Source organism: Wolbachia endosymbiont of Phyllotreta cruciferae, assembly GCF_918697765.1.
GTDB classification, from domain to species: Bacteria; Pseudomonadota; Alphaproteobacteria; order Rickettsiales; family Anaplasmataceae; genus Wolbachia; species Wolbachia pipientis.
Window position 1 is genome coordinate 469019 of the sequence record NZ_OU953855.1, and the last position, 14219, is coordinate 483237.

The window sequence follows — 14219 nt, forward strand, 5'->3', positions numbered from 1 at the left end:
AAGTGCTTCAGAAAAATATCCAACCTGCCACCTATCCACTCTGAGAAGTCATTATCTTCTCTTGCTTCCAACCAAGCAATACTTATTCATACCATCTCCCCTTTGATCATAAAGAAATGTTTGCAGTGTTTTATTGCGCTTTAGCAAAGCAATATGAAAGTAAAGGAAATTTTAAGGAGGCTATAAAGTCTTTATTTAGAGCACAACGTTATAGTGCAATTTTTCAGCCCATCAATTATTTAAAGGCAGAATTATATATTAAACTTGGAAAAATCAGAAAAGCTTCTGCAGTGCTAGAGGCAGAGTATACAGTAAATCCTACTCCTCAGTCAGCTAAAATGTACATCAATTTAAATAGTAAAGGTGCTGAAAGACTATACAACTTACGCCCTGATTATTATTTTAGTTACTGTTTACTTGCTTTGTCCTCAATGAGTTCAGGTAAATATGATCTTGCAAGTCAATATTTAGACACTGCTATGAAAAAAGCTAATTACATGTCAATCTACTTTATTGTAATACAACTCAAGGTTACATTGCAAGAACACGACAAGGTAATTTATTGGCTAAACAAGATGGGCTCAGAAGCTTTGCCTGATCCAGGCTGGAAGTGTAAAAATTGTAACAGGGAACTAGAACAATGGGATCATAAGTGTTCAAGTTGTAATAGTTTTAATTGTGTTTATTATATATTATAAAATTCCACAAAGTGTAGGAATTACCATTAGAGGTTGTCCACAAACCAAGGAATACGTAGTATATAAAGAAAGAATATTGAGGTAAGAGATGAGGAAAAAATATCCAACAGATTTAAGTAAAAGAGAATGGGCAAGAATAGAAAAACACTTCAGAGTATCGTACAAGAAAGGAGGAAGGCCACCAAAATACAGTAAGTGTGAGATAGTAGATGCAATTCTTTATATACTGCGCACAGGATGTCAATGGCGCTATTTACCACACGATTTTCCGCCGTGGAAGGCTGTGCATGAACAGTTTAGAAGATGGAAAAAGCAGGGAATTTTTGAGAAAATGAACTATGATATCACTAAATATAGTAGGTCAAAAATGGGAAGCCGAGCGCATGCATAGTGGACAGTCAATCGGTAAAAACCACGGAAAAAGGGGGGTCAAAGGTTATGATGGTGCGAAAAAGGTAAAGGGGAGAAAAAGACATATAATCACAGATACTCAAGGATTTGTGCTTGGTTGCTATGTAGGAGCTGCAAGCGAAAATGACAGAGATGGGGTGAAGATGGCATTGGACAATATGAAGGAAAAATACAGCAATATTAAGAAAATGTGGGCTGATATGGGATACCAAGGAAAAGATTTAAAGGATTACGTAAAGAGAGAATATGGGATAGATATTGAAATTGTCAAAAGGCCTCCATGTAGGTTTTGGGTGCATAAAGATACACCACTAGAACTATTGCCACAACGGGATCCTGGATTTTCAGTACAGCCGAGAAGGTGGGTGGTAGAGAGGACTTTTGCTTGGATCAATAGAAATAGAAGGCTATCAAAGGAGTACGATTTACTTACAACATCTACTGAAAGTTTCATATATCTGGCTATGAGTAAAGTTATGTTAAGTAGGGAATATGCTTGATTTACTGGTTTGTGGACAACCTCTTAGGCTACTTTCACATTGATATTGCTGAAGTTAGAGCACTTTCTTAATATAATCCTTATCTCCAAACAATAAACCTGCAAGTTTCTTAGCTAGACTTGGTCTTAATGTCAAAAAAACTTGCTTTTAGACACTAACAGTTATATATTTTAATAAATCAGGGTTGTATACAAAATGAAGAGCTTAAAGGAATTATCCTTAAGAATTAAGAATATTAAATCTGTACAGAAAACCACGAAGATAATGCAAATGGTTTCTGCAGCAAAGTTGTTACAAAGCCAAAAGAAGTTATTAAATTCAAAATTATATGTATCTAAGCTGCATAACATTATTTCTTCATTAATGCTATCAGTTGATCAAGAATTACTGGCAAAAATTCTAAATGTCAGTAACGACGGTTCTTACCTAGTATTCATTGTTGCGTCTGATCGTGGCTTGTGCGGCAACTTTAACTCTTCTATTGTCAAATTTAGTCAAGAGCGTGTAAATAAGTCAATCGCAAATGGCAAAAAAGTAGATATTGTATTTCTTGGTAAAAAAGCTTTTGATGTAGGTAAAAATAGATTTGACTCTAAAAGTATCTTAAAAATTGAAAATAGTAAGGGAATCACGTTAAAGCACGTAGAAGCTTTGGTTGATGGTATAGATTTAAGTAAATACGATAAAGTTAAAGTTTTTTATAGTAAATTCTATAATACCTTCACGCAAAAACCAATGTTGGAAACAATAAAACCATGGAGTAAAGACTCATCCTTGATTGATAGCTCTCTGGCTGGTCCAACAACAGATTACGGCTATGAGTATGAACCACAAAATATTGAATTTATTTTAAAATCTTTGGTTCAAGATTACGTTGTAATTGCTCTTTACTCTGCTTTACTTGAAAGTGCAACGAGTGAGAATAGTGCTAGAATGGTTGCTATGGAATCAGCAAACAGAAACACTAAAGAGATACTGAACAAATTAGCATTGCTTTATAATCGTTCTCGTCAAGCAGCGATTACGACTGATTTAATTGAAGTTATAGGTGGTGCAGAATCTTTATAGAAATCTAAGGAATAGAAAATGAATATATTAAATATTGCAGCAGATATTACTAAACTAATAAAAAAGCAAAATCAAGATGCGGAAGTTACAATATATGAAACTAATAAGACTTCAGTTTCTCAGCGTCTATCAAAAATTGAGCAAATATCACAATCTAAAAATTGCACTGTAGGAATCAGAGCTATAGCAGGTAAAAACAAAGCTGCGTATATTTCTACAAACGATTTGAATAATCTGAGTGATACAGTAAGCCAAGTGGTAGAAATGGCAAAGAATGCGCCAGAAGATCCTTGCATTAATTTTGCTGTAAATGGTAGTAATTATATCTCTTCTGCAGATTTAAGTATCTCAGATAATAATGTTGTAACCGTTGATAACCTAAAAGAAATTGCTGAAGCTGCAGAAAATTCAGCCCTTGCACATAAGAGTATCACTAATTCTGAAGGAGCCTCTTCTTCATACGCTTTAGTGAATACAGTATTATCGACTGTTTCTGGTTTTATTGGCTCGTTTAGTAAATCAACCTTTGCTAATCAGGTCTCTGTTGTTGCTGGAAGAGAAAGTGAAATGAAGGTTGGTTACGATTATGATATAGCATGTAATTTTAGTGATTTAAAGTTGCCAGAGTTAATGGGAAAAGAAGCAGCAAAAAGAGCAGTTGATCAATTGAATTCACGTACAATGAAAACTGGTAAATTTCCAGTTATTTTTGAAAAAAGAGCAGCAAAAGGGCTAGTAAAAAGTTTTGCTTCTGCTATAAATGGGAGCAGTATTATAAGCAACAGTTCTTTCTTGAGGGGTAGTTTAAACGCTCAGATTTTTAACGATAGAATTAATGTTATCGATGATCCATTGTTGCCAAGAGGCATAGCATCGAGACCATTTGATGGAGAAGGGATAACTAGCAAGAAAAATATATTTGTAAAAAACGGAATATTACAAAATTGGATTTTAGACTTATACTCGGCTAGAAAATTAGACTCAGAAACAACCGGAAGTGCAAGTAATGCTGCAGTTATTCCTGCAGCTAGTAACCTCTACATTGAGAATGGTGATGTATCGTTTGAAGAATTAATTCAGGAAGTGAAAGAGGGAATATATGTAACTGATTTATTTGGTTTTGGTGTCAATTTAATCAATGGCGATTACAGCCAAGGCGCTTCCGGATTTTTTATAGAAAATGGAAAAATAACGTATCCAATACATGAGATTACCATTGCTAGCAATTTGAAGGATATGTTTAGCAATTTAGTCGTTGCAGATGATCTAACTTTTTGTGGGCAATTTAATTCACCAACGATTAAAGCTTACTATTACCCACAAATAAAAACATAGTATTGTATTTACTCAAATAATTTAATTTTATTAACCTGAAAGCTTATTAGATTAAAATTATTAAACTAAGAGTTATAATTTTAGCAACTAAAAGCTGTAAATTGCACCATATAAACAGTTATTTCAAGCAAAAGTTATGCCATTAAGAGCTATGCAACAAACATTTATATTTGTGGGTAATAGTAAGCGATTAAAGTTAGCGAAATGACGGTTGCAGGTTCGCTTAACGATTAAAAAATTTATTTGCATCAAGTACAACAATTGTGTATTATTGTCATGTAATGTTAAGAATAGACTATGGAGTATAAAGGTTTAGTTTCAATAGCTAAGCTTAAAGCATTCTCAATCGTAATTTCAAAGTTTTTCATCACATTAGTAATGTTAGTTAATAATTTAGGAGTTGTTTAAATGGAATTTGGTAATGTAAAATGGTTTAATGCCGAAAAAGGCTATGGTTTCATCAAGCCAGAAGGTAAAGGGGGTGACGTTTTTGTACATATTAGCACATTGGAACGTTCGGGAATAAGACCTGAGGCACTTAAAGGAGAGAATAAAGAGAAGGGAATAAAAGGAGAAAGGGTGAGTTATGAGGTTAAAGAGGAGCGCGGTAGAAACGGAGAAGATAAAAAATCTGCAATAAATTTAAGATTGGAAGATTAATCTATTATGAAGTCTTTTAACAGGATTAACGTATTGTGAATAATTTTCATGAGATGGGTCTCCCAGCTTCGCTTAGACAAGCTCTAGATAAAAATAATCTTTTTGTCCCAACTCCGATTCAAATACAAGCGATTCCCTTAGCGCTACAAGGTAAAGATATTCTCGGATCTGCTCAAACGGGGACTGGAAAAACTTTAGCATTTGCTATTCCGTTGGTTGCTAAGTTGCTGAATGAGCCTAACACTGGTTCAGCTTTAGTCATCGTGCCAACCAGAGAGCTTGCGCATCAGGTAACAAATGAGATAAGAAAACTCTTATCTCAAAATTCTGCACTAAGGGTCGCTTTGTTGATTGGTGGTGAGCCTATTTTTAGGCAGCTAAATCAGCTTCAGAAAAAACCACAAATTGTAATAGGTACTCCTGGTCGTATTATAGACCATATTGAGCGTAAAACTTTGATTACTCGCAATGTTAGCGTTCTTGTGCTTGATGAAACGGATCGTATGTTTGATATGGGCTTTGGAGTTCAGATTGAAGAAATTATGAAGCATTTGCCTAAAATAAGGCAAACTCTTATGTTTTCTGCAACTCTTCCTGGAGATATAGTAAAACTTGCTGAGAAGTACCTTAATCGACCAGAACGTATTTCTGTTGATTGTGAGGCTACAACTTCTGTAAAAATTAAGCAAGAAATTGTTTATGCATCAGAATCAGAAAAATATGAAAAGCTTGTTACACAACTATGTCAGCGCGAAGGATCAATCATTATCTTTGTCAAAACAAAGCGAGGAGCGGATCAGCTAGCTAACAGATTGCACAAAGATGACTATAGCGCTTTAGCAATTCATGGTGATTTAAGGCAGCACAAGCGCGAAAGGGTCATTAATTCTTTTCGTCGTGGCCGTAATCAAATCATGGTTGCAACAGATGTTGCTTCTCGCGGCCTTGATATTCCCCACATTCAACATGTTATCAATTATGATGCACCACAATCGCAAGCTGACTATATTCATCGTATAGGTAGAACTGCACGCGCTGGAGCTGAAGGGTATGCGCTGTCTTTTGTTACACCTCAAGATAAGAGAAGACTGCCTGCACTGGCAGACAAAGAAGGAGAGCTAAATTTTGATTGTAGTGTGCAATTTAAAAAACGTAACAGCAAAAAGGTCTTTAAAAGGCCAAGTACGTTAAAGACTAAATACGGTAGAAAAAAGATCAATGCATTTAAGAAGAAAAGCAGAGTACTAGAAAAAGCGTATTAAATAGGATTTACCTACAATTTGATAAGCGTAAAACTCGTCATTCCGCTACTCATTAGCGGAATCTATGCTGAGATATTGCGGTGCTATGACGTAGATCCAGAGTGGGATTCAAATTGGCTACAGCGAACTGCTGGATTTCAATTTTTTTAATAATTGTGTGCTATTCATTATATATGAGTTCCCACTTTGTAAAGAGAATAGGAGATGATTTCCAAAAACTTAGAGGCAAGTTTGAATAGAGCACTATTCATTGCTTCTAATTTTAATCTTAAATATGCGAAAGTAGAACATTTATTGCTGGCGTTAACTAAAGACGTGGATGTAAATTACGTTTTATCAAGATGTAATATCAGAGCCGATGAAATCATCAGTATGGATAACATTCTATCAAGATGCAATATTAAGGCTAATGATTATAATAATAATATAAAAGGGTTTTTACAAAGCAGTTCTGAATTGATTATCAGTGGAGTTAAACCTAGCTCAATGTTTCAATGCATAATACACAGAGCAATAATACGGGCTCATAGCTTGGGGAAAAAAGAAATAAATGGAGCAAGTGTTCTAGTAGAAATTTTGTCTGGGCAAGATTTATACGTTGAAGATCTATTGCAGAAACAAAGTGCGAAAGATTCCAATTTGATTTACCACATATCTAACATGAAATACTCTAACGATATAGATGAATACACCACTAATCATAAAGTAAAACTTGATAAAAATAATGATGCTCCTACTACAGTAAATAAAGGTGAGCTACTAAAAGATGAGGAAATTCTACAAAGTTATTGTAAAAATTTAAATGACTATGCAAGAAGCAAAAAAATAGATTATGTTATTGGTCGTGATTATGAATTAAATCGCACTATAGAAATATTATTGAGGCGTAGAAAAAACAACCCTTTATATGTTGGAGATCCAGGTGTTGGCAAAACTACAATAGTTGAGGGTTTGGTACTCAAAATCATTGAAAACAGTGTTCCAAGTGCGCTCAGGTCCAGTATAATTTATGCTTTGGATTTAGGGTCACTCCTTGCAGGGACACGCTATAGAGGTGATTTTGAAGAGAGAATAAAATCTATAATAAAAGCGATTGAGGCAAAACCAGGTGCTATCCTTTTTATTGACGAAATACACACTATCATTGGAGCAGGTTCTACAAGTGGTAGCTTTCTTGATGCAGGTAACCTACTCAAACCTGCGCTTGCAAGAGGTACACTGCGTTGTATAGGTGCAACCACATATAGAGAATACAGCGCTAGTTTTGAAAAAGATAAAGCACTAGCGAGAAGGTTTCAAAAAATTAATGTTAAAGAATCTTCTGTTAATGAAACGATAAAGATACTAGATGGTATAAAGCACTACTATGAAGGGTATCATGGAGTATATTATACAAAGAATGCCATTAGGTCTGCGGCTGAACTTTCGCATAAGTATATTACTGGGCGAACATTACCTGATAAAGCGGTTGATGTTATTGATGAGGCAGGGGCATATTGTAAATTGCTAAGAAACAGGGGTAAAATTGTAAATAGTAGAGATATTAAGAATACCATTACTAGAATTACAAATGTGCCTTGCGGATCTGAATCTGATGATTTGCAGAAAGTAAAGTCTTTAAAAGCTAATCTAGAGAAGGTGATTTTTGGCCAAGAGCAGGCAATAGAATCTCTTGTTAATTCTATTAAAATTGCTAAATCTGGGTTGAGAAATTACAATAAGCCTTTAGCAAATTATCTTTTTGCAGGGCCAACCGGTGTTGGTAAAACCGAGCTAGCAAAACAATTAGCAGAAAGCATGGGCATGAATCTTATACGCTTTGATATGTCCGAATATATTGAGTCTCATACGATATCAAGGATGATTGGTTCTCCTCCTGGATATGTAGGTTATGATCAGGGTGGATTACTCACAGAGTCTGTATCTAACAATCAATATAGTGTTGTGTTGCTTGATGAAATTGAAAAGGCCCATAGCGATATCTATAATATATTGCTACAAATTATGGATTATGGTTGTGTTACAGACACTTACGGACGTAAAGTTGACTTTTCCAATATAATCTTAATTATGACAACTAATGCAGGAGCAGCTGAACGCAGCAAAAGTTTTGTTGGCTTTGGGCATAAAAAATTTAACACTGGTGATAGTGAAAAAGCGATAGAACAGGTTTTTAGCCCTGAATTTCGTAATCGTCTTGATGCGATTATTTCTTTTTCCGACTTAAGTACGGATGTGATTTTGCATATTGTGGATAAATTTATCCTAGAACTGAAAAAGCAACTGACGCAAAAAGGCATAAACTGCTTAGTAGAGGATGAAGTGAAATCTTATCTTGTACAAATGGGTTATAGTAAGGAAATGGGAGCACGTCCGATAGAGAGACTTATTGAAAAAGAGATAAAAAGTTACTTAGCGGAAGAAATACTGAATCGTAAATTAATAAAAGGAAAGAAATTAAGAATCTATATGAATAAAGTAAAAAATAAAATTGCTTTTGATATAGTTTAAAATCCTTGTATTGAACTTCATCTTTGTTACAATCTATAACTTAAATTCAATTTGAATTATAGTGATAAGTGATAAAGTAAAACAAGTCCTAAGCTACTACGAAAGTGAAAACCCTGGGGTAAAAGCAAATCTTACTCGTATTCTCATGCATGGAAAGCTTGGCGGCACTGGCAAGTTAGTGATTCTGCCAGTAGATCAAGGATTTGAGCATGGTCCAATTAAAAGTTTTGAAGTTAACCCTGATGCTTATGACCCACATTATCATTTTCAGCTTGCGGTTGATTCGGGAGTAAGTGCATATGCTGCTCCACTTGGTATGATTGAAGCTGGTGCTGCAACTTATGCTGGAATGCTCCCACTTATTTTGAAACTTAATAGTTCCAACTCTTTACATTCAAAGGATCTAACCTCTGATCAGGCAATAACCTCTTCTGTGAAAGATGCGCTGCGTTTGGGATGCTTAGCTGTCGGATTTACTATATATCCTGGTTCTGCTAAGTGTTTCGATATGATGGAGGAAGCCCGTGGAATCATAGCTGAAGCCAAATCTTATGGACTTGCAGTAGTGCTATGGTCTTATCCACGCGGTGAAGGGATTTCCAAAGAAGGTGAAACAGCAGTTGATGTTATTGCCTATGCTGCGCACATGGCAGCTTTGCTTGGCGCTAATATAATAAAAGTAAAACTTCCAACTAAATATTTGGAAAGGGAGAAAATAGAAACAGAAAATATTGAATCATTATCTAAAAGAATTGAATATGTTAAAAGGTCTTGTTTTGCAGGGAAAAGAATAGTAGTTTTTTCTGGTGGTGAATCGAAGGAAGTAGATAACATATACAATGAAGCGAAAGAAATTAAGCAGGGTGGCGGTAATGGTTCAATCATTGGACGTAACACTTTTCAACGCAAAAGGGAGGAGGCTTTATCTATGCTAAAAGATATAATGGATATCTACACATAAAAAACGGCTGGGTGGCAGAATGGCTTATGCGGAGGACTGCAAATCCTTTTATACCGGTTCAATCCCGGTCCCGGCCTCTTTCATTCTCTATATCTTGTAAAAGTTGCTCAATTCAACAGTAGCTTTAAGTGTGTAACCGATAGAGAAAGCTTATCCATAGTAAAATCAATTTCTTTTCAAGTTATGGTTATACTCTTATAGCGTTTCATGGTAAAAAATAAACTAAAAATAAGCAAAGTGTTTTACAAACGTAATTTACTATTTTTACTACCGCCCGAAGTTGCTCACTCTTTGGCAATTATGGCATTAAAGAAAATACCTTATAAGAATCCTATAGAGCTACCAGAATCTTTGAGTGTGAATTTTTTTGGTAATAAGCTCAGAGGCCCCGTAGGTCTGGCTGCAGGTTTTGACAAGAATGCAGAAGTTATAAGGCCTATGCTCTCATTTGGTTTTGGGTTTATTGAAACTGGTACTGTAACTCGTAATCCACAATATGGAAACAAAAAGCCAAGAATTTTTCGGTTAATTAAAGATCAAGGGGTAATTAACAGATTGGGATTTAACAATAAAGGAATAGACTATTTTCTTAAACAAATAGATGAAACCAAGCTTGATGACTGCATTTTTGGCATCAACATAGGAAAAAACAGTACATCAAAGGACCAAATCAGCGATTATGTTGACTTAATAAAGATAGTATATGGAAAGAGCAATTATATAGTGCTGAACATCTCATCCCCAAACACGCCTAATTTACGCAATCTGCACAATAAGCAAGAATTATCGGAATTGTTGAAATCCGTAACTCTAACCCGAAAATCAATTGATAATTCTAAATCCATACCAATAATATTAAAAATCTCACCAGATGTAGATCAGCAAACGAAAGAAAATATCGCTGAGCTTGCGTTGGAATATAAGATTGACGGATTAACAGTAAGCAACACTACGGTAAGTAGAGATAATCTGCATTCTCACCATAATGAGAGTGGTGGGTTGAGTGGCAAACCGCTGTTTAAACTTTCAACCGAGTTATTGGGCGATATGTACAAATTTACTAAGGGCAAAATATTATTGATAGGGTGCGGAGGAATCTCAAGTGGTGCTGATGCATATAAAAAAATAAAGGCAGGAGCTTCTTTGGTGCAGTTGTACACTGCTCTCATATACCACGGACCTCAAGTTGTAAACAAAATTAATCTAGAACTTGCAGAACTAATAAGGAGAGATGGATTTAGTAACATTAGTGAGGTGGTGGGTTGTATACATTAATTTTGGAAGTTGGTGGTATTATTTTAATAAAATAAAACTAATTCTCTGGTATAAAGGTGGTAGAAAGTGCTTTTCTTTTAAATAATGGGTATGAAGAGTTTGAATGATGCAATATCTAAGATCATTGATTATAAATTTACAAATTATGCAATATTAGAAGAGGCACTAACTCACCCAAGCGTAAATAAAAGGAATAGCAAAAACCAGATCGTAAGCTACGAAAGACTAGAGTTTTTGGGCGACAGTGTTTTGAATATGGTCGTATCTGCCATACTGTTTAAACTATTTCCTGAAGAAAAAGAAGGAGCATTGGCAAAAAGAAAGACGGATTTAGTTTGTGGCAACACCATTGCTAATGTTGCTAAAGAAATAAAATTAGGCAACTTCATTATCATGAATAATAGTGAACGCTGCAATGGAGGAAGATGTAACTTAAAAAATTTAGAAAACTCGCTTGAAGCACTAATAGGTGCAATTTATGTTGATGGCGGACTTGAAAATGTTGAAAAATTTATTATCCAATATTGGGAAAAGCTAGCTAAAGGCATGCTTGACCCCCCTCAAGATCCTAAAACCTCACTGCAAGAGTGGACTCAGAAAAACAAATTGCCTTTACCAGAGTATGAGCTTGTAAAACAAACTGGACCAGCGCACAATCCTGAATTTACTATATCAGTTTGCATAGAAGATTATGGTAAAGTTTCTGCATGCGCTTCTAGTAAAAAGATTGCTGAACAAAAAGCTGCTGAGTTGATGCTAGAAAAAATTGGAAAAGACGCTTCAGTTTAGGCAAAATAGGCATTAATGTAAATTTTAAGGAAGCTAATAGCGTTTAGGGTAAATGGTCAATTTAAGGAGAAGCATAGTATTATTCATAAAAAAGTTGATCTACCAAAAATCAAGCCTTATGTAGTGGAATATCAATGGCTGTTGTCGGAGATGCGGAAAAAAAGAAGTAGCAAGTTACCAAAAGGTGTTATGCCAGATACATTTGGTCCAAGAGTTGTTTTGTGAAGTTGACAGAGTCAAGGAGAATGAAAGTTTTAAAAAATAGCATATTTTTTAATTATAAAAATTTGATATTAACTGTTGTTGGTTGATTGAGTAAAAACCAGTGAATGGTCACGTTAAAACATATTTTTAAATTTCTGCCAAAATCCTGGTTTATTATCATTAACCTTTGTAAATGTTATATTTAAACTGTATTTCGGATCATTTGGCACGTCGTATTTTATGCTAAATGTTGAAACTTTATCGTTATTGTAAATATGTACATCATCATATGATAGCTTTGTTGTGTAACACTTTACATACTTTTGCTTATCATGCACTAAATCACCTGATTCCCTTTCTAGTTCCACAAATTTCGTTTTTTTCTGACATTCCTTCATTTTTATTAAATCCTTATCTAGTGATATTGAAACTGGCAACGTATTTCCAGCATATTCTTTAGCTAAAAGTTCACTTTGAGGATACATTTTTATTTCCCTGCCAAAATGTGAGTCTATGAAATTATTACTCCAAAATTTATCGCCAGAATGCACGTACTCATCAGTAGCATACGGCACCCCACCATAATTGCATTGAACTTTGTAATCTCCAACACCGTTGTTTTGAAAAAAATCATGAATAGCAGTGTAGCTACCGGCAGCATCATTTATATAATCCATTACTTTATTCCTTAAATTTTTAGTTCATTATATCATAATCATTATGCCAATCAATCAAAAAAGCTCTCCCTTGCTGTTTTTAAAACTGATTTTGAGCAAGCGCTCTCGATTAGTTGGGAGCGTATTTGTAAGATTGTGACATTCGTGCCTCCCAGTTTTTCACATACTGCTGAATCAATTCAGGATAATCTGTAATAATTAATAAATTTTCAGCATTTCCTTTTTTAGCTGTCTTACTAAGGTTAAATGACCCTGTGATGACTTTTTGATTGTCAACAATCATTATCTTATTATGAGCAATCTTTGGCTTATCATCGATCCAAATTGGTACTCCACCTGAAAATAATTCATTTATAACACTATATTTTGAGTAGAGTTGCGATTTATCTAAGATGACTTTAACATCAACACCGCGTTCTTTAGCATTAATCAAAGATTTTGCAACTGTTCCAAGAGTAAATGTATATTCTTGAACTAAGATAGATTTTTTAGACTGATCTATTACGTTGATTATCGGTACAGCACAATCTTCTCCAGGTGAAAAGCAAACCGTAGCTTTTGGGCAGGGCGAAAATATAAAACCCGCATAGTAATACAGAGAAAAACACATTAACAAGAATAAAAAGTGAAAAAGCCTCACAACAACCCACCCCCGGATATACGGCTTACTTTTACCCACAATTTTGAGAGGTTATGATGTGAAGCATAACAATGCTCTCCTTAAGGTTTTCATAGCCCCGCCATAGAGTCATAGACCCTGGTAAATTATCACTTTTTCTATTCATAAATCACCCAATTTTCCTAACCAAATAATAGCTTGTTTTATGTTTGGAGGTTCTTCGGGTAATGTTGCTACCCGATACTCACGCATGTAAAGGACCTTCCACTCTTCGTTGCTTAAAATTTTAGTACAAATTTCCATGGGATTTGATAAAGCCACTTTTGTCAAATATAAAATTTTAAACGCGATTATACTTTTTATAGCAATTAACTTCTGTAATCTTTCTTTTGTAGCTAAGCGGGAGCTTTCTATCTTACATCCTGATTTTAAAATCCTAAAATACTCTTCAATTTTCCACCTTAGCTTATACCAATTTATCTTTTCTATGGCATCTAAAGTATTATTAATCGGTACATTAGTTAGTAGAGTCCAGTCGATAGCTTCCAATCCATCAGGAGGATTTGTTTCTTTTGCACTTACCACATATACAGGGATTTTATCACTTATTTTATGTATTGTATCTTTTGACCCATAAATGGAAGAAGATCTGATAGGTATATAGCCTTTCATATACTTAACTTCAATATTAGCTTTCCTTGATCTCTGGTTTCCACCTTTAGTAACTTCTAGAGAAATTTTCTTTTTTACTGGCAGTTGAGTGATGCGTGTTTGCAAATCTGTTTTTCCGACTTCAGTACAGATAAATCTTCTATTAGCTCGATTGCGGATTACATAAAAACTACCTAACGTCTCAGCCACCCATAAAAATTTGAAGATGTCTGCTTCCCTATCACCAAGGGTAACAAGTTGTACATTTGGAGGAAGGTTGTTTATAGTTTCTTTAAGAGCTGTTATCCACTTATAACTTTCTTTTTCTTCTATGGAGGTACGGTATTTTCTGTTTGCTTTTTCTTGTGCCGTTTCTTCTTCCCTAATAGAACGCGCCCAACATTGTTGGGAAGATAGACCTAAAGGTAATCCGTCTCTGCTGACTATTAAGGCACTATGCAACAGTAAACCCATTTTATGCTTTGTATAAGCTTTAGAAATACTGCCTAGTCTCTTGGTCTTTATACTTACTTTTACCCACAAATGTAAAAAGTGAGTAAGCTAAATAATTTAGGATCAAAATGATAGAAACAAGTAC

General features: G+C 34.8%; 11 protein-coding genes, 1 tRNA gene and 2 pseudogenes. 11 read left to right on the forward strand and 3 right to left on the reverse strand.

The window, feature by feature from the left end:
• Positions 1 to 83: 83 nt before the first annotated feature.
• The 11 genes and pseudogenes from NL281_RS02250 to rnc form a co-directional block, all read left to right on the forward strand.
• A pseudogene (locus NL281_RS02250) lies at positions 84 to 698 on the forward strand (heme biosynthesis protein HemY); the annotation flags it as partial.
• Positions 699 to 786: 88 nt separating this feature from the next.
• Positions 787 to 1609 (forward strand): annotated as a pseudogene (locus tag NL281_RS02255) (IS5 family transposase).
• A gap of 195 nt (positions 1610 to 1804) precedes the next feature.
• The gene (atpG, locus tag NL281_RS02260) at positions 1805 to 2677 is read left to right on the forward strand and encodes an ATP synthase F1 subunit gamma (protein ID WP_253303529.1); all 873 of its coding nucleotides are present in this window, start codon (positions 1805 to 1807) and stop codon (positions 2675 to 2677) included.
• 18 nt (positions 2678 to 2695) lie between these two features.
• Positions 2696 to 4012 (forward strand): TldD/PmbA family protein, encoded by a 1317-nt coding sequence (locus NL281_RS02265; protein WP_253303530.1) that lies wholly within the window; start codon positions 2696 to 2698, stop codon positions 4010 to 4012.
• 408 nt (positions 4013 to 4420) lie between these two features.
• Complete coding sequence (locus NL281_RS02270) at positions 4421 to 4672, forward strand: cold-shock protein (protein ID WP_006279919.1); 252 nt, start codon at positions 4421 to 4423, stop codon at positions 4670 to 4672.
• 35 nt (positions 4673 to 4707) lie between these two features.
• Positions 4708 to 5934, forward strand: coding sequence for a DEAD/DEAH box helicase (locus tag NL281_RS02275; protein WP_010963123.1), 1227 nt, complete (start codon positions 4708 to 4710; stop codon positions 5932 to 5934).
• 204 nt (positions 5935 to 6138) lie between these two features.
• Positions 6139 to 8445, forward strand: a complete 2307-nt coding sequence (locus tag NL281_RS02280) for an AAA family ATPase (RefSeq protein ID WP_253303531.1) — start codon at positions 6139 to 6141, stop codon at positions 8443 to 8445.
• A 64-nt stretch (positions 8446 to 8509) separates the two neighbouring features.
• Entirely contained in the window at positions 8510 to 9406 is an 897-nt protein-coding gene (locus tag NL281_RS02285; protein WP_038228077.1) for a class I fructose-bisphosphate aldolase, read from the forward strand.
• Positions 9407 to 9411: 5 nt separating this feature from the next.
• Positions 9412 to 9483: transfer RNA gene (locus NL281_RS02290), tRNA-Cys, on the forward strand.
• A gap of 130 nt (positions 9484 to 9613) precedes the next feature.
• Complete coding sequence (locus tag NL281_RS02295; RefSeq protein ID WP_253303532.1) at positions 9614 to 10681, forward strand: quinone-dependent dihydroorotate dehydrogenase; 1068 nt, start codon at positions 9614 to 9616, stop codon at positions 10679 to 10681.
• A 90-nt stretch (positions 10682 to 10771) separates the two neighbouring features.
• Positions 10772 to 11470 (forward strand): ribonuclease III, encoded by a 699-nt coding sequence (gene rnc / locus NL281_RS02300; protein WP_253303709.1) that lies wholly within the window; start codon positions 10772 to 10774, stop codon positions 11468 to 11470.
• A gap of 338 nt (positions 11471 to 11808) precedes the next feature.
• Here rnc and NL281_RS02310 read toward each other — a convergent pair whose 3' ends face one another.
• The 3 genes from NL281_RS02310 to NL281_RS02320 form a co-directional block, all read right to left on the reverse strand.
• Positions 11809 to 12351 (reverse strand): hypothetical protein, encoded by a 543-nt coding sequence (locus tag NL281_RS02310; RefSeq protein WP_006279913.1) that lies wholly within the window; start codon positions 12349 to 12351, stop codon positions 11809 to 11811.
• 109 nt (positions 12352 to 12460) lie between these two features.
• A complete protein-coding gene (locus NL281_RS02315; protein ID WP_015589462.1) occupies positions 12461 to 12991 on the reverse strand; it encodes a phospholipase D family nuclease in 531 nt (176 codons plus the stop codon).
• A gap of 141 nt (positions 12992 to 13132) precedes the next feature.
• Positions 13133 to 14164, reverse strand: a complete 1032-nt coding sequence (locus NL281_RS02320) for an IS4 family transposase (protein WP_253303376.1) — start codon at positions 14162 to 14164, stop codon at positions 13133 to 13135.
• Positions 14165 to 14219 lie beyond the last annotated feature (55 nt).